The sequence below is a fragment of the Streptomyces sp. iso_384 genome, from assembly GCF_056172905.1.
Genome location: NZ_JBWBTT010000001.1, coordinates 6,343,495 through 6,358,791 on the forward strand (window position 1 = coordinate 6,343,495; position 15,297 = coordinate 6,358,791).

The following is a 15,297-nucleotide window of genomic DNA, read 5'->3' on the forward strand; positions in this document are numbered from 1 at the left end:
CCGACGGGGTTGCTCAGACCCTGGCCCAACTCCTGAGGTGAAGGCGCCGCGTGGCTGCAACAGGCCGCGCGGCGCTTTCCGCTTCCGGGGGTCCGGCGGCCCGCCGACCGCGTTCCGCCTCCCGCAGCTGGCGGTCGATCCGGCGTTCGCGGGCGGAGCCGAGGGCGACGGGCGCGAGGACGAGGGCGAAAAGTGCGGCTACGACCAGGTAGTTCAGGAATGTGTTCATGCCTCTACTCTGGCCCGCCCGGACAAGAAACATCAGTGGCAGGACTGCCATGAGACATCAAATAGCTGCCACACTTGCTCCATGCTGACCAATGTCGCCGCCCTCCTCCTCGACGAGGTCCACCCCTTCGAACTCGGCGTCCTGTGCGAGGTGTTCGGCCTGGACCGCAGCGACGAGGGCCTGCCGGTGCACGACTTCGCGGTGGTCTCCGCCGAGGGTCCCGTCCTGAACACCCACGCGGGCTTCACCATCACCACGCCGCACGGCCTGGAGCGGCTGGAGGAGGCCGACCTCATCGCCGTGCCCGCGGGCAGCCACTTCATGCAGCGGGAGTATCCGGAGGAGGTCCTCGACGCGCTGCGCCGGGCCGTGGAGCGCGGCTCGCGGGTGCTGAGCGTCTGCTCGGGGGCGTACGTCCTCGGCGCGGCCGGCCTGCTGGACGGCCGCCGCTGCACCACCCACTGGCGGCACGCGGCGGAGCTGTCCCGGCGCTACCCGAAGGCGATCGTCGAGCCGGACGTGCTGTACGTGGACGAGGGCCCGGTGATCAGTTCGGCGGGCACCGCCGCCGGGATCGACGCCTGTCTGCACCTGATCCGGCAGGAGTACGGCCAGGACGCGGCCAACACCCTGGCCCGGCGCATGGTGGTGCCGCCGCACCGGGACGGCGGACAGGCGCAGTACATCAGCCGCCCGCTGCCCCGGAACGCCTGCGACACCGTCGGCTCCACGCTGGCTTGGATGGAGCAGCACCTCGACCAGGAGATGAGCGTGGAGCAGCTGGCGGCGCAGGCGCACATGTCGCCGCGCACCTTCGCCCGGCGGTTCCAGCAGGAGACCGGGACCACGCCCTACCGCTGGCTGCTGCGGCAGCGGGTCCTGCTGGCCCAGCACCTGCTGGAGACCTCCGACCGGACGATCGACACGATCGCGGGCCAGACGGGCTTCGGTACGGCGGCGACACTGCGACACCAGTTCGTGCGGTCACTGGGCACCACGCCGAACGCCTACCGCCGTACGTTCCGGGGCCCGGCGGCCACGGCCGTGCCCGACGTCGCCTGAGAGCGGCGCGGAAGGGTCAGACGCCGCAACTGGGCGCGGACCAGAAGCGGCTGGGGCCCTGGTTGACGTGCACGTGGTCGTTGTGGCCGACGTAGCCCGGGCCGAGGATCCCGCGGAAGCCGTGGTAGCGGGCCTGCTTGGCCAGCGTGCACAGCGAGTGCGGGGAGACTCCGAGGTCGACCGCGTCGCCGTACATGTGGCGACTGTTGGAGGCCCCGCCGACGGCGGCGTTGCAGGAGACGGAGCGGAAGCCGCTGGTGACCCGGATGGACTTGTCGCCGAGCGCGTGGCGCAGCGCCTCCAGCTTCCACATGCTGCTCAGCGCGTTGGCCTTGGCCGTGCCCGCCGCGACCTTCCCGCCGGCCCAGGTGCTGTTGCACTTGTTGAGCTCGGGGTACGTGAAGTGGATCGGCGTGCAGTCGTTGTCCTGGAGCGCGTAGAGCTTGGCCTGGGTCGCGGGTCCGGCGACCCCGTCGGCCGCCAGGCCGTAGGCCGCCTGGAACCGCTTGACGGCGGCGGTCGTGGCGGGGCCGTACGAGCCGTCGATGGCGAGCACGGAGTTGTAGCCCGGGTATCCGGCCACCCGGATCTGGAGCTGGGTGACGTCGTTGCCGGTGGCGCCGGACTTCAGGGTGCGGGTCCAGGTGTAGCAGCCGTCGGCCTGCGCGGTGCCGGCGGTCAGCACCACACCGCCCAAGGCGAACGAAATGGTCATGACAAGTCCGAGCAGAACGCGTGCGGTGCGTCTCAGCACAGGGGCCTCCCTCTGAACGTCACGGTCGATGTGCGTGCGAGCCTGGCCCAGTCAGCTACGCGCGTCAACTACCCCTGGGGAAACTGCAGTTATCTGCCAAGAGGCCACGGGAAAAGCGGCAGGGGCCCGGCGCGGACGAACCGGCGCCGAGCCCCTGCCGCGACGAACTCAGCTGTTCGGTACGGTCTCGTAGCGCGGCGTGCCCTCTTCCATCTGCCGCAGCGCGTCCTTGCGCTCCCGCTTGGAGAGCCGGTCGATGTAGAGGTAGCCGTACAGGTGGTCCGTCTCGTGCTGGAGGCAGCGCGCGAAGTAGCCGGTGCCCTTGACCCGGATCGGGTTGCCCTCGGCGTCCTGCCCGCGCACCACCGCGTAGTCGGGGCGGGCGAGCGAGGCGTACGCGGTCGGGACCGAGAGGCAGCCCTCGTTGGAGTCGTCGAGCACCCGCATCTCGGGGGCCAGCTCCTCCAGGACCGGGTTGCAGACGACACCGGTGTGGCGCTTGCCGTCGTCGTCCGGGCAGTCGTAGACGAAGACCTTCAGGTCCACGCCGATCTGGTTGGCCGCGAGCCCCACGCCCTCGGCCGTCTTCTGGCTGGCGAACATGTCGTCGATCAGCTGCGCCAGCTCGTCGTCGAACGCGGTGACGTCCTTGCACTCCTTGTGCAGCACCGGGTTGCCCACGACCGTGATCGGACGCGAGGTGCCGCGCGCGCGGTAGGCCGCCTCGCGCTCCTCGCAGTCCTCGGTGTCGACGATGAACCCCTCGTCGTCCACGCCGATCCGCCCGTCCGTCTCCTGCTGCGACATGTCCGCCGTACGCCTTCCTGCAAAACCTGGGGAACCGCACCGCGACCGGTGCGCCTACAGCCTACGGGCAGCGGTCAGCAGACTTCTTCGAGATCCCGCCACTCGCGGCTGTCCGGGCTGTCGGCGACCCAGCCGTCCAGCAGCCCGCGCACCAGCCCGGCGGGGGCCGCGAGACCGCACTCGCGCTCCGGCACCCACAGATCGCCGGCGCCCGCGGTGCGGTGGCCGAGCGGACCCGGGTGGCCCGGCTCGCTGTGGTCGTGCGGGTCCAGGTGCTCGCCGTCGCCCTCGTCGCTGTCCATCCGGCTCTCCGAACAGGCCCGGCACAGCAGCCGTACGGAGGAGGACCAGTCCTCGGCGGCGAACCCGGCGTCCGAGGCCAGCTTCTCCAGCGCGTCCCGGTCGTCCTCGGTGGCCGCCTCCAGCAGCACCACCCAGGTCGGCACCGGCGAGGGCGCCCACAGCTCGATCTCGTCGAACACCGGATACGCGGGCCCGGCCGCGGTGACCCGCTCGCCGTTGGGCACCCCGTCGTGCAGGACGACCTCGCCCCAGCGCCGCCCGGAGGACGGCAGCGGGATGGAGAGCACCTCGATCCGGGCCGGGTCGAGCCGGCGGCCCCAGACCACCTCGGCCTCGCCCTCCGGCGAGAGCCGCACGGCGGCACTGCCCAGCTCCATGCCGGTCGGCTCGGTGGTGGCCGCGCTGTGCTGGCCGCCGCCGGGCACCTTCAGGCCGTACGCCTGCCAGGCCCGCCGCGCCAGCGGCCAGTCCTGGAGCGCGGTGGCCGCGATCCCCACGTTCCACCAGTCCGGGGCGCCGGACTCGCGGTCCAGCAGCGCGACGGCCCGCAGACCCGCGGCCCGCGCCTGCTCCCAGTCGTGCCGGAACTTGTGCAGCAGCGCCAGATTGAACCAGGACTCCGAGAGCCAGGGCTCCAGATCCGCCGCGCGCGTCAGCAGCGCCCCCGCGTCCTCGTACCGGCCGTCGCCGATCAGCGTGAACGCGCGGTCCGTGGCCTGCCGCCAAGAGGCGGACGGCCGATGCCGTACCTTCCCGAAGATCCTCACGATTCCCGCCTGTCCCGACTGGACACCCTCGTCATCCGCTCTGCTTTCGCATCCAACCATGCCCAGCCGGACGCCCGCTCATTACCCATGGGTTACCCAGCTCCGGCCGGGGTCAGACCGCCCCGCGCGAGGACGCGTCCCAGGTCCCCGGCCGCCTGCGGCCGGTGGTCGCGCCCGGTGCCGGACCCGGGCCGCTCCAGCGTGCCGGGCGGCCCGCCCACGCATGCCCCGTGCGGGCCGTCGTATGCGTCGACCGTCCTGACGATCCTGGCGGCGAGGGGCCGGCACCGGCGCCCCGCCGGGGAGGGAGGCCGGCGTACGGGGGCGGAGACGACTGCGCGGCTCACCGGGCCACTACGGACCCGGTGAGCCGCGCGGACGAGCGGGCGGCCGGACTGCCGGACGGCTATTCGGCGGCGGTCGCCGAGCGGTCAGGGCCCTGCGCCGTCACATCGTGATCGGGCACGGTCTCACCGGCCCGGATCAGATCGATCCGGCCCATCACCTTGGAGCGCAGGTCGGTCGGGACGTCGTCCTGTCCGCAGCAGCGCTTGACCAGCTTCTTCACGGCCTGTTCGAGGCCGTACTTCTCCAGGCACGGGGAGCACTCCTCGAAGTGCACCTCGAACTTCGTGCAGTCGCCCTCGGGCATCTCCCGGTCGAGAAACTCGTAGAGGTGGTCGAGGACCTCCGAGCAATCCGTCTCGTGCGGCTCTCCGCAGCTCATGAGGCCGAGCCCTTCCGATCGTCCGAGTCACCGGCACCGGCCGCGACGAGCCCGCGCTCACGGGCGTAGTCCTCCAGCATGCCGCGCAGCTGGCGACGGCCGCGGTGCAGCCGGGACATCACCGTACCGATGGGAGTCCCCATGATGTCCGCGATCTCCTTGTAGGCAAAGCCCTCGACATCGGCGAGATACACGGCGATGCGGAACTCCTCGGGAATCGCCTGGAGCGCCGACTTCACGTCGGAGTCCGGGAGATGGTCGAGTGCCTGGGACTCCGCCGAGCGCAGACCGGTCGACATGTGCGACTCGGCCCGTGCCAGCTGCCAGTCCTCGATCTCCTCGGCGGCGCTGCGCTGGGGTTCCCGCTGCTTCTTGCGGTACGAGTTGATGAAGGTGTTGGTGAGGATGCGGTACATCCACGCCTTGAGGTTGGTGCCCTCACGGAACTGGTGGAAGGAGCCGTACGCCTTGGCGTAGGTCTCCTGCACCAGGTCCTCGGCATCGGCCGGATTGCGCGTCATGCGCAGCGCGGCCGAGTACATCTGGTCGAGAAAGCCGAGGGCGTCGCGCTCGAAGCGCGCGTTGCGCTCGGCCGGCGTCTCCGGTGCACGGCCGTCGTCGGTCCCTGTGTCGGTCCCAGTGACCGGACCCACCTCCTCCAACGATGTGGCGGAGCCGAAACCGGACCCGCTCGCCTCGGAGAATAGTCGACCTTGCTTGGAGACGGCCTGTCGATCAGCGCCGCCCTTCGCCCGCTCGGAGGTGGTCTTCGCCGCAGACAGCACAGTCCACTCCAGGTCAGCGGCGTTCGAGCGGCTGGGGCAGATGGTCGAACCCATGCGACGGACTCCCTCTCCACGTACGACGTATCTGTACCGACGTCCCGAACAACAGCGCCCCCGCGCGGCGCATTCCCGGGGTCGGTGACACGGGTGCGACGACCGTGCGGGCCGGTGGGCACTGGGTCATCCGAGTGACGAAAGCCACCCGGTGACCGCCTCCGTGAGGATGCCCATCGCCTGTTCCTCGGTGAGACCGGACCTCTTCGGCACCGCGAACCCGTGGTCGCCGTGGGGTACTTCGGCCAGCGTGTACGAGCCGGGCGGGAACTCGTCGGGCCTGCCGAAGGGGTCGTTGCCGCCCTGCACCACCAGGGTGGGCACTCCGGTGCCGAGCAGTTCGTCGGCGCGGGACTTCTCCGGCTTGCCCGGCGGGTGCAGCGGGAAGCTGAGGGCGAGGACGGCCGCCGCTCCCAGTTCGGTGGCGGTCCGGCAGGCGACCCGGGCCCCGGCGCTGCGGCCCCCGGCGACGACGGGCAGCCCGGGAACGGTCAGGGCGGGCCACAGACCGCGCCAGCCGGTGTCCAGGGTCTTCGGGGCGGGGGCCACCTTCTTGCCGGCCACCCGCCAGGGCTGCTCCACCAGGGCGACGGTGACACCGTGTCCGGGCAGGCCGGCGGCGAGGGCCCGCAGATCGCGGGCCTCGATGCCGCCGCCCGCCCCGTGGCTCACGGCCAGCACGAGGCGGGGTGCGGACGCGGGGACCCAGGTGATCCTGGCCTCACCGGCGTCGGTGGTGACGTTCTGGGTACGTGGTTGACGGCTCACCGCGTCATCCTCCCCCGCGTACGCCCCAGAACGGCGTGGACTCCTCCGCGTACGCCTCAGAAGAGCGTGGACTCCTCCGGCGCGGCCAGCTCCTCCAGCAGCTCGGGCCCGTTGTTGCGGACGTTGCTGACGGCGGTGGCGACCGGATAGGCGCGCATCAGCCCGCCGGGCGGCGGCTCCAGCAAGGCCCGCAGCTCGTCCTCGCCGGTGCGCGAGGGGTCCAGCCAGGCGTCCCAGCGGTCCGGGGTGAGCATCAGCGGCATCCGGGGGTGGATGTCGGCGAGCGCGCCGGGACCCTCGGCGGGGGCGACGGCCAGCGGAGTGGTCTCGGCCTCGGTGGTGATCACCGAGCAGGTCACCCACCAGGCGTTCTCGTGGTCGCCGGGCAGCGTCTTATCGCGCCAGAACTCGTAGAGCCCGGCCATCGCGAAGACCGATCCGTCGGCCGGGGTCACGAAGTACGGCTGCTTCCGGGCCCGCTTCTTGCCCTTCCTCTCCTCCAGCTGCCGCTCCTCGGCGCCGGTGACCCACTCGTAGTAGCCGTCGGCGGGCAGGATGCAGCGGCGCTGGGCGAAGGCGCGGCGGAAGGAGGGCTTCTCGTGCACAGTCTCCGCGCGGGCGTTGATCATCCGGGCGGCGCCCTCGGGGGTCTTCGACCAGGACGGCACGAGTCCCCATTTCAGGGCGCGCAGCTGGCGAACCGGACGCCGGTCGTCGGCGTCCTTAACAGGACGCTCGAGAACCGCGTAGACCTCTTTGGTCGGCGCCACGTTCCAGTCCGGCTCCAGGGTCTCGGTGGGTTCCCACTTCTCGACACCGAAGAGCCCGGTCAGGTCCTCGGGCGCCCGACTGGCTGCAAACCGTCCGCACATGGATGCCAGACTGCCACGACCGCCCACCTCCACCGCAAGGAGTCGCCCGACGATGAACAGCACCGAACTGGGCGATCTGTGGGATCGCGTCACCGGAACCCAGTCCGCTCCCGAGCAGTGGCTGGTGGTGGTGACGGCCGCCCTGGCGCTCATCGCCGTCGTGCCGAACCCGATATGGCGGCTCGCGCGCAACACGATCACCATCGCGCACGAGGGCGGTCACGGTCTGGTGGCCCTGCTCACCGGGCGGCAGCTGTCCGGCATCCGGCTGCATTCGGACACCAGCGGGCTGACGGTGAGCCGCGGCAAGCCGACGGGCATCGGGATGATCCTCACGGCGGCGGCGGGCTACACGGCCCCCTCGCTGCTGGGGCTGGGCGGCGCCTGGCTGCTGACCAACGGCCGGATCACCCTGCTGCTGTGGGTGGCGACGGCGCTGCTCGCGGTGATGCTGGTGATGATCCGCAATGTGTACGGGGCCCTCACCGTCATCCTGACCGGCACCACGTTCCTGCTGGTGTCCTGGCTGGCGGACTCGGACGTGCAGTCGGCGTTCGCGTACGTGGTGGTGTGGTTCCTGCTGCTGGGCGGGGTGCGGCCGCCGTTCGAGCTCCAGTCGAAGCGGCGGTACGGCGGCGCCCCGGACTCCGACGCGGACCAGCTGGCCCGGCTGACGCACGCCCCGGCGGTGCTGTGGCTGTTCCTCTTCCACGCGGTGTCGCTGTGCTCGCTGATCGGCGGCGGCAGGTGGCTGCTGGGCTGGTGAGGCCGGTGAGTCGCCGCGGCCCGTACCACTCCTTCGTTACGGGACGGTTCACACGCTTTTGGCCAGGATCCGGGTCGGCGTAAAGCCACTAAAGTGATGGCCATGACCGAGAGTTCCGTGCACCCTGCCCTCTGGCCCGCTCCCCACGCGAGCGGAGCCGTCGACGCGACCGTCACCGTGCCCGGATCCAAATCGGTCACCAACCGCGCGCTCGTGCTGGCCTCGCTGGCCGCCGAGCCGGGCTGGCTGCGCCGCCCGCTGCGCTCCCGCGACACCCTGCTGATGGCCGAGGCGCTGCGCGCGATGGGCGTCGGCATCGAGGAGACCGTCTCCTCCTCGTCCGCGAGCAGCCCGTCCGCAGCGGCCTCCCCGGACAGCTCGGGCGAGGCCTGGCGCGTCATTCCGGCCGGGCTGCACGGCCCGGCCACGGTCGACGTCGGCAACGCGGGCACGGTCATGCGCTTCCTGCCGCCCGTCGCCACGCTTGCCGACGGCCCGATCCGCTTCGACGGCGACCCGCGGTCCTACGAGCGCCCGCTGACCGGGGTGATCGAGGGCCTGCGGGCGCTGGGCGCGCGGATCGACGACGACGGGCGCGGGGCGCTCCCGCTGACCGTGCACGGCGGCGGGGCGCTGGAGGGCGGTCCGGTGTCGATCGACGCCTCGTCCTCCTCGCAGTTCGTGTCGGCGCTGCTGCTGTCGGGGCCGCGCTTCAACCAGGGCGTGGAGGTCCGGCACACCGGATCCACGCTCCCCTCGATGCCGCACATCCGGATGACCGTCGACATGCTGCGGGCCGTCGGCGCCCAGGTGGACGAGCCGGAGACGGGCGGCGAGCCGAACGTCTGGCGGGTCTCGCCCTCCGCCCTGCTCGGCCGGGACCTGACGATCGAGCCGGACCTGTCCAACGCCCAGCCCTTCCTGGCCGCGGCCCTGGTGACCGGCGGCCGGGTCACCATCCCCGACTGGCCCGAGCGGACCACCCAGCCGGGTGACGCGCTGCGCGAGATCTTCACCACGATGGGCGGCAGCTGCGAGCTGACCGAGCACGGTCTGACCTTCACGGGTACGGGCCGGATCCACGGCATCGACGTGGACCTCGGCGAGGTCGGCGAGCTGACCCCGGGCATCGCGGCGGTCGCGGCGCTGGCCGACTCCCCCTCCACCCTGAGCGGCGTCGCCCATCTGCGGCTGCACGAGACGGACCGGCTGGCCGCGCTGACCAAGGAGATCAACGAGCTCGGCGGCGACGTCACCGAGACGGCCGACGGGCTGCACATCCGCCCGCGCCCGCTGCACGGCGGTGTCTTCCACACGTACGACGATCACCGCATGGCCACCGCCGGGGCGATCATCGGCCTGGCGGTGAAGGGCGTGGAGATCGAGAACGTGGGCACGACCGCCAAGACCCTGCCGGACTTCCCGGACATGTGGACCGGAATGCTCGGGGCCTAGGACATGCGCCGCTACGGGAAGAACCCCGACGAGGACGACATCCGCGTCCGCCCCAACCGCAAGGGCAACCGGCCGCGTACGCACATCCGGCCCAAGCACGAGGACGCCGAGGACGGCATGGTCCTCACCGTCGACCGGGGCCGGCTCACCTGCCTCGTCGAGGGCCGGACCGTGGTGGCCATGAAGGCCCGCGAGCTGGGCCGCAAGGCCGCCGTGGTGGGCGACACCGTCTCCATCGTCGGCGATCTCTCCGGCGAGAAGGACACGCTGGCCCGGATCGTGCGCATCGCCCCGCGCCGTACGGTGCTGCGCCGCACCGCGGACGACGACGATCCGTACGAGCGCGTGGTCGTCGCGAACGCGGACCAGCTGGCGATCGTCACCGCGCTGGCCGACCCGGAGCCGCGCCCGCGCATGATCGACCGCTGTCTGGTGGCGGCGTACGACGGCGGGCTGACCCCGCTGCTGGTGCTGACCAAGTCCGACCTGGCCTCGCCGGACAAGCTGCTGGAGGCGTACACCCCGCTCGGCGTCCCGTACATCGTGACCAGCCGCGAGGAGCTGGAGAACGGGGACGCGGCCGACCAGGTGCGCACCTTCCTCAACGGCCGGGTCACCGCTTTCGTCGGGCACTCCGGGGTCGGCAAGACGACGCTGGTCAACGCCCTGGTGCCGAAGGACCGGCGGCGGACCACGGGCATCGTCAACGCGGTCACCGGCCGGGGCCGGCACACCACCACCTCGGCCCTCGCGCTGCCGCTGCCCGGCGACCGGGGCTGGGTCGTCGACACCCCGGGCGTGCGGTCCTTCGGGCTGCACCACGTCGACCCGTCGCGTGTCATCCACGCCTTCCCGGACCTGGAGCCGGGCACCGAGAACTGCCCGCGCGGCTGCACGCACGACGAGGACCAGCCCGAGTGCGCGCTGGACGCCTGGGTGGCGGAAGGCCATGCCGACCCGGCGCGACTGGACTCGCTGCGCCGGCTCCTCGCGACCCGGGAACGGCGCGAGGGCGACTGAAACGGCGCGAGGGCGGCCGGCGGCGACACCATCCGGCCGGATTCGGTTCCGGCCACGCGGACACGTTTGCGAGCTTCAACGACTGGTAAAGGCATAATCGCACCGAGCGGGACGAAGCCGTCACCTATGCGGGAGGCAACTGACGATGGCGTGGCTGCTGGTCGTGGTCGCAGGACTGCTGGAGACCGGCTTCGCCGTGTGTCTGAAGCTCTCCCACGGATTCACCCGGCTCTGGCCGACGATCGCGTTCGCCGCGTTCGCCCTCGGCAGCTTCGGTCTGCTGACCCTGGCGCTGCGGAAGCTGGACGTCGGTCCGGCGTACGCGGTGTGGACCGGGATCGGGGCGGCCGGGACCGCGATCTACGGCATGGTCTTCCTCGGCGATGTGGTCTCCACGCTGAAGCTGGTGTCGATCTCGCTGGTGATCATCGGTGTGATCGGCCTCCAGCTGTCGGGCTCCGCGCACTGAGACCCGCGGGGCTCCGGACCACCGGTCCTTGAGCACCGCCCCCTGGACCACCGGCCGCGACGCCTCCCGTACGAGGCGGAGCGCGCGGCTGTCCGCGGCGTCGTCGCCCGGCACCGGGACGATCACACAGGACAGCGCGAGGCGTAACGCGATCTCGCCGCGCCCGTCGGCGGCACCGGGCGTCGCGGCCGCCATCCGGTCCCGTACCAGCGTGAGCAGTTCCCCGGGGGTCGGCGGCGGTCGTACGGCGGCCGTACGCCCCCGGGAGCCCGGCCGGCGCTCCGGGCGGGGCAGCCCCTCCGCCCAGTGCCCGGTGAGCAGCGCCTTGACCAGCGCGTCCCGGCGGGCGGCCCGTACGGTCCAGAGCGCGACGGCGGCCGGACGGTCGGGCGCTGGGGCGTTCAGGGCGCGGTCCACCCCGGCGAGATAGCCGTCGGCGGCCCGTCGCAGCAGGGCCTCGGCCAGTCCGTCCTTGGTGCCGAACTCGTTGTGGAGGGTCTGCCGCGAGACACCCGCCAGGGCGGCGACGTCGACCATGCGCACGGCGCACCAGGGCCCGCCGTCCAGCGCCCGGAGGGCGGCGTCCAGCAGGGCCTGCCGCGCTGTCGGCATCGTCGCCTCCCCCGCCCCGGATCCTGCGGTTCAGAGTTGACGCGCTCCCGGGGGCTGTCAAGGGTTCCGGGCGGCGGCAGGGGCGCTGTAGCCCGCGGCCCGCGGCGCTGGATACTGTGACGGCATGCCCGACTACCACGATGATCTGCGCCTGGCCCACGTACTGGCGGACGCCGCCGACGCGGCGACGATGGACCGGTTCAAGGCTCTCGACCTGAAGGTGGAGACCAAGCCGGACATGACGCCGGTGAGCGAGGCGGACAAGGCCGCCGAGGAGCTGATCCGGGGCCACCTGCATCGGGCCCGCCCGAGGGACGCGATCCTGGGCGAGGAGTACGGGATCGAGGGCAGCGGACCGCGGCGCTGGGTGATCGACCCGATCGACGGGACCAAGAACTATGTGCGCGGGGTGCCGGTGTGGGCCACGCTGATCTCGCTGATGGAGGCCGGCGAGGACGGCTTCCAGCCGGTGATGGGCGTGGTCTCCGCGCCCGCGCTGAGCCGGCGCTGGTGGGCGGCGAAGGGCGCGGGCGCGTTCACCGGCCGCAGCCTCACCTCCGCGACCCGGATGCAGGTGTCGAAGGTGGCGCGGATCGCCGACGCCTCGTTCGCGTTCTCCTCGCTGTCCGGCTGGGAGGAGCAGGGCCGCCTCGACGGCCTCCTGGACCTCACCCGGGCCTGCTGGCGGACGCGGGGGTACGGGGACTTCTGGCCGTACATGATGGTCGCGGAGGGTTCCGTGGACATCTGCGCGGAGCCCGAGCTGTCGCTGTGGGACATGGCGGCGACCGCGATCATCGTGCAGGAGGCGGGCGGCCGGTTCACCTCGCTGGACGGGGTGGACGGACCGGGCGGCGGAAACGCGGCGGCCTCGAACGGGCCGCTCCACGACGAACTGCTGGGCTATCTCAACCAGCGCTACTGAGCTACGCGCACTCCCCCGGCGCGCGCCCACCCACCCCTTGTCGACCCGCCCCGAGGGTGCAACTCTGAGAGTCCCCCCACTTGTGAACTTGTGAACCGACTCACAGAGTCGGCTCACCGAGGAGGTGGCTCGATTCATGCTCGTCCGTGATGCCATGAGCACGGTGGTCCTCACCATCGGCCCCACCCATACGCTCCGCCAGGCGGCCCGGCTGATGTCGGCCCGCCGCATCGGGGCAGCTGTCGTCCACGACCCGGACACCTGCGGGCTCGGCATCATCACCGAGCGCGACATCCTCGACGCGGTCGGATCGGGGCTGGACCCCGACCGGGAGACCGCGTCCGCCCACACCACCACCGACGTGGTGTTCGCCGCCCCGGCCTGGACCCTGGAGGAGGCCGCCGAGGCCATGACGCACGGTGGGTTCCGGCACCTGATCGTGCTGGACGGCGACGGCCCGGTGGGCATCGTCTCGGTGCGCGACATCATCCGCTGCTGGGCGCCCGCCCGCCGCCGTACGGTCGCGGCCGCCGGCTGAGGCCCGCCGGGGGCCGGAACGACCGGTGGGCCGGACCCCCGTCAGAGGATCCGGCCCACCGTCGACGACAGGCGTCCGGTCAGCCGCGAAGGGCCTGGACCGCGGTTTCCAGCCGCTTGCCGAAGTCGCCGTCCGCCTGGCGGAAGTTGTTGATCGCGCGCTCGGCGATGTCGTCGCGCGAGACCTTGGCGATGAACCCGGCGAGGTTCTCGATCAGCCGGACCTTCTCGTCCTCGGAGAGGAGCCGGTAGAGGTCGCCCGCCTGCACGAAGTCGTTGTCCTCGGCGTGGGAGGGAGCCTCGGTGTTGCCGGTGGCACCGGTGACCGGGAGCGGCTGCCACAGCGGCCGGTCGGTCTGGAAGGGGCCGCCGAAGCTGTTCGGCTCGTAGTTCTTGGCGCCCTTGTGACGGCCGTCGTAGAGGAAGCCGTCCCGGCTGTTGGTCCGCGCCTCGGTGGCGTGCGGGCGGTTCACCGGCAGGTGGTCGGCGTTGATGCCGACTCGGTAGCGGTGGGCGTCACCGTACGCGAAGAGGCGGCCCTGGAGCATCTTGTCCGGGGACGGGCCGATGCCCGGCACGAAGTGCGCGGGGCTGAAGATCGACTGCTCGACCTCGGCGAAGATGTTGTCCGGGTTGCGGTTGAGCTCCAGCTTGCCGATCTCGATCGGCGGGTAGTCCGCGTGCGGCCACACCTTGGTGAGGTCGAACGGGTTGAAGCGGTAGCCGGCCGCGTCCGCCGCGGGCATGATCTGGACCTGCACCGTCCAGGACGGGAAGTCACCGCGTTCGATCGCCTCGCGCAGATCGCGCTGGTGGCTGTCGGGGTCCTCACCGGCGAGCTTGTTGGCCTCGTCCTGGGTGAGGTTCTTGATGCCCTGGTCGGTCTTGAAGTGGTACTTGACCCAGAAGACCTCGCCGGCCTCGTTGTTCCACTGGTAGGTGTGCGAGCCGTACCCGTTCATGTGGCGCAGCGTGGCGGGAATGCCGCGGTCGCCGAAGAGCCAGGTCACCTGGTGCGTCGACTCGGGCGACAGACCCCAGAAGTCCCAGACGTTGTCCGCCTCCTGCGAGCCGGTGTACGGGTCGCGCTTCTGGGTGTGGATGAAGTCGGGGAACTTGATGGCGTCCTTGATGAAGAACACCGGGGTGTTGTTGCCGACGAGGTCGTAGTTGCCCTCTTCGGTGTAGAACTTCAGCGCGAAGCCGCGGGGGTCGCGCACGGCGTCGGCGGAGCCGAGGTTGCCCGCCACCGTGGAGAAGCGCAGGAACGTCTCGGTCTGCTTGCCGACCTCGGAGAGGAACTTCGCCCGGGTCCACCGCGAGACGTCGCGGGTCAGCGTGAACGTGCCGTACGCGCCGGCGCCGCGGGCGTGCACGATGCGCTCCGGAATGCGCTCACGGTTGAAGTGGGCGAGCTTCTCCAGCAGCGCCTGGTCCTGGACGAGGACCGGACCGCCGGCGCCCGCGGTCTCACTGTTCTGGTTGTCGGCGACCGGAGCCCCGGCCTCCGTGGTGAGCGGTCCCTGCGTCACGTGCGCCTCCTGCGTCATGTCCTGCACTTCGGTGATCGACCGGCCTGGTTCGCCGGGCCGATGTTCCGCACAGCCTGTCCCTTGGCGTATGCCGGTGCCGATCCTACAATGGACATTGTCTAAGTCAAGTAAGCATCCAAAGTCACACTCGATCGGGACTCGAATCCCTCCACTGTTAGGCTGGGCTGCATGAGCGACCTGCTGGAACGACTTCGTGGACGTGGCTGGCGCATGACGGCGCAGCGGCGTGTCGTGGCCGAGGTCCTCGACGGGGACCACGTACACCTGACGGCGGACGAGGTCCACGCGAGGGCCGTTTCCCGGCTGCCCGAGATCTCGCGCGCCACCGTCTACAACACCCTCGGCGAGATGGTGTCGCTCGGCGAGGTGCTGGAGGTCTCCACCGACCGCCGGGCCAAACGCTATGACCCGAACGCGCACCGCCCGCACCACCACCTGGTGTGCGCGCGGTGCGGCGCCATCAGGGACGTGCACCCGGCGGGCAACCCGCTCGCGGACCTGCCGGCGGACGAGCGCTACGGCTTCACGGTCTCCGGCGTCGAGGTGACGTACCGCGGCATCTGCCCGAACTGCGCCGCCACCGCCTGAGCCCACTGCGAAGCCGGGCCCGCCTGTCGAACAGGCGGGCCCGGCTTCGCAGTCACCGGACATGACGAGGGCCCGGATCTCGATGAGATCCGGGCCCTCGTCTTCAGTAGCGGGGACAGGATTTGAACCTGCGACCTCTGGGTTATGAGCCCAGCGAGCTACCGAGCTGCTCCACCCCGCGTCGGTGAATGCAACATTACGCCAGCGGGTCGAACGGCGCAAATTCATTCACGTCGGCCCCGGC

17 protein-coding genes, 1 tRNA gene and 1 pseudogene are annotated in these 15,297 nt (G+C 71.4%); 8 read left to right on the top strand and 11 right to left on the bottom strand.

What is annotated here, in order from left to right:
* Positions 1 to 13 precede the first annotated feature (13 nt).
* A complete protein-coding gene (locus AC0VY3_RS28340) occupies positions 14 to 229 on the bottom strand; it encodes a hypothetical protein (RefSeq protein WP_475550899.1) in 216 nt (71 codons plus the stop codon).
* Between the two features lie 81 nt (positions 230 to 310).
* On the opposite strand from AC0VY3_RS28340, the gene AC0VY3_RS28345 reads away from it, so the two are divergent.
* Positions 311 to 1,291, top strand: a complete 981-nt coding sequence (locus AC0VY3_RS28345; protein WP_103510544.1) for a GlxA family transcriptional regulator — start codon at positions 311 to 313, stop codon at positions 1,289 to 1,291.
* A 16-nt stretch (positions 1,292 to 1,307) separates the two neighbouring features.
* Here the strand turns inward: AC0VY3_RS28345 and AC0VY3_RS28350 are convergent, their stop codons facing one another.
* From AC0VY3_RS28350 to AC0VY3_RS28380, 7 genes are all read right to left on the bottom strand, one after another.
* Positions 1,308 to 2,045, bottom strand: coding sequence for a D-Ala-D-Ala carboxypeptidase family metallohydrolase (locus tag AC0VY3_RS28350; protein WP_103510545.1), 738 nt, complete (start codon positions 2,043 to 2,045; stop codon positions 1,308 to 1,310).
* 168 nt (positions 2,046 to 2,213) lie between these two features.
* Positions 2,214 to 2,852, bottom strand: a complete 639-nt coding sequence (def, locus tag AC0VY3_RS28355) for a peptide deformylase (protein ID WP_218524801.1) — start codon at positions 2,850 to 2,852, stop codon at positions 2,214 to 2,216.
* 74 nt (positions 2,853 to 2,926) lie between these two features.
* Entirely contained in the window at positions 2,927 to 3,922 is a 996-nt protein-coding gene (locus AC0VY3_RS28360; protein WP_030087209.1) for a tetratricopeptide repeat protein, read from the bottom strand.
* A gap of 406 nt (positions 3,923 to 4,328) precedes the next feature.
* Positions 4,329 to 4,649, bottom strand: coding sequence for a mycothiol system anti-sigma-R factor (rsrA, locus tag AC0VY3_RS28365; protein ID WP_030087211.1), 321 nt, complete (start codon positions 4,647 to 4,649; stop codon positions 4,329 to 4,331).
* On the bottom strand, positions 4,646 to 5,302 hold the full coding sequence (locus AC0VY3_RS28370) for a sigma-70 family RNA polymerase sigma factor (RefSeq protein ID WP_010061546.1): 657 nt from the start codon (positions 5,300 to 5,302) through the stop codon (positions 4,646 to 4,648). Before AC0VY3_RS28370 ends, rsrA begins: the two co-directional genes overlap by 4 nt.
* A 312-nt stretch (positions 5,303 to 5,614) precedes the next feature.
* Positions 5,615 to 6,256 carry an alpha/beta hydrolase family protein gene (locus tag AC0VY3_RS28375; RefSeq protein WP_475550900.1) on the bottom strand — a complete coding sequence of 214 codons (642 nt, stop codon included), beginning with the start codon at positions 6,254 to 6,256 and terminating at the stop codon, positions 5,615 to 5,617.
* Between the two features lie 56 nt (positions 6,257 to 6,312).
* Positions 6,313 to 7,128 carry an SOS response-associated peptidase gene (locus tag AC0VY3_RS28380; protein ID WP_475550901.1) on the bottom strand — a complete coding sequence of 272 codons (816 nt, stop codon included), beginning with the start codon at positions 7,126 to 7,128 and terminating at the stop codon, positions 6,313 to 6,315.
* Positions 7,129 to 7,180: 52 nt separating this feature from the next.
* Between AC0VY3_RS28380 and AC0VY3_RS28385 the strand changes: the two genes are divergently transcribed.
* The 4 genes from AC0VY3_RS28385 (at position 7,181) to AC0VY3_RS28400 (ending at position 10,838) form a co-directional block, all read left to right on the top strand.
* The gene (locus AC0VY3_RS28385; RefSeq protein WP_030087216.1) at positions 7,181 to 7,894 is read left to right on the top strand and encodes a M50 family metallopeptidase; all 714 of its coding nucleotides are present in this window, start codon (positions 7,181 to 7,183) and stop codon (positions 7,892 to 7,894) included.
* Positions 7,895 to 7,996: 102 nt separating this feature from the next.
* Positions 7,997 to 9,349, top strand: coding sequence for a 3-phosphoshikimate 1-carboxyvinyltransferase (aroA, locus tag AC0VY3_RS28390; RefSeq protein ID WP_103510557.1), 1,353 nt, complete (start codon positions 7,997 to 7,999; stop codon positions 9,347 to 9,349).
* A gap of 3 nt (positions 9,350 to 9,352) precedes the next feature.
* Complete coding sequence (gene rsgA / locus AC0VY3_RS28395; protein ID WP_103510551.1) at positions 9,353 to 10,369, top strand: ribosome small subunit-dependent GTPase A; 1,017 nt, start codon at positions 9,353 to 9,355, stop codon at positions 10,367 to 10,369.
* 145 nt (positions 10,370 to 10,514) lie between these two features.
* Positions 10,515 to 10,838, top strand: a complete 324-nt coding sequence (locus AC0VY3_RS28400) for a DMT family transporter (protein ID WP_030580547.1) — start codon at positions 10,515 to 10,517, stop codon at positions 10,836 to 10,838.
* A gap of 510 nt (positions 10,839 to 11,348) precedes the next feature.
* On the opposite strand, the pseudogene AC0VY3_RS28405 reads toward AC0VY3_RS28400, so the two are convergent.
* Positions 11,349 to 11,450, bottom strand: a pseudogene (locus AC0VY3_RS28405) (TetR/AcrR family transcriptional regulator); the annotation flags it as partial.
* Positions 11,451 to 11,574: 124 nt separating this feature from the next.
* Here AC0VY3_RS28405 and hisN point away from each other — a divergent pair.
* Both hisN and AC0VY3_RS28415 read left to right on the top strand, forming a co-directional pair.
* On the top strand, positions 11,575 to 12,375 hold the full coding sequence (gene hisN / locus AC0VY3_RS28410; protein ID WP_103510552.1) for a histidinol-phosphatase: 801 nt from the start codon (positions 11,575 to 11,577) through the stop codon (positions 12,373 to 12,375).
* A 136-nt stretch (positions 12,376 to 12,511) separates the two neighbouring features.
* Positions 12,512 to 12,913: a CBS domain-containing protein gene (locus AC0VY3_RS28415; protein WP_030087235.1), complete on the top strand. Its 402-nt coding sequence runs from the start codon at positions 12,512 to 12,514 to the stop codon at positions 12,911 to 12,913.
* 79 nt (positions 12,914 to 12,992) lie between these two features.
* Here AC0VY3_RS28415 and AC0VY3_RS28420 read toward each other — a convergent pair whose 3' ends face one another.
* Complete coding sequence (locus AC0VY3_RS28420) at positions 12,993 to 14,444, bottom strand: catalase (RefSeq protein WP_475550902.1); 1,452 nt, start codon at positions 14,442 to 14,444, stop codon at positions 12,993 to 12,995.
* A 189-nt stretch (positions 14,445 to 14,633) separates the two neighbouring features.
* Here AC0VY3_RS28420 and AC0VY3_RS28425 point away from each other — a divergent pair, with 189 nt between their 5' ends.
* The gene (locus AC0VY3_RS28425) at positions 14,634 to 15,053 is read left to right on the top strand and encodes a Fur family transcriptional regulator (RefSeq protein ID WP_103510554.1); all 420 of its coding nucleotides are present in this window, start codon (positions 14,634 to 14,636) and stop codon (positions 15,051 to 15,053) included.
* A 107-nt stretch (positions 15,054 to 15,160) separates the two neighbouring features.
* Here the strand turns inward: AC0VY3_RS28425 and AC0VY3_RS28430 are convergent.
* Positions 15,161 to 15,234, bottom strand: a tRNA-Met gene (locus tag AC0VY3_RS28430).
* Positions 15,235 to 15,297 lie beyond the last annotated feature (63 nt).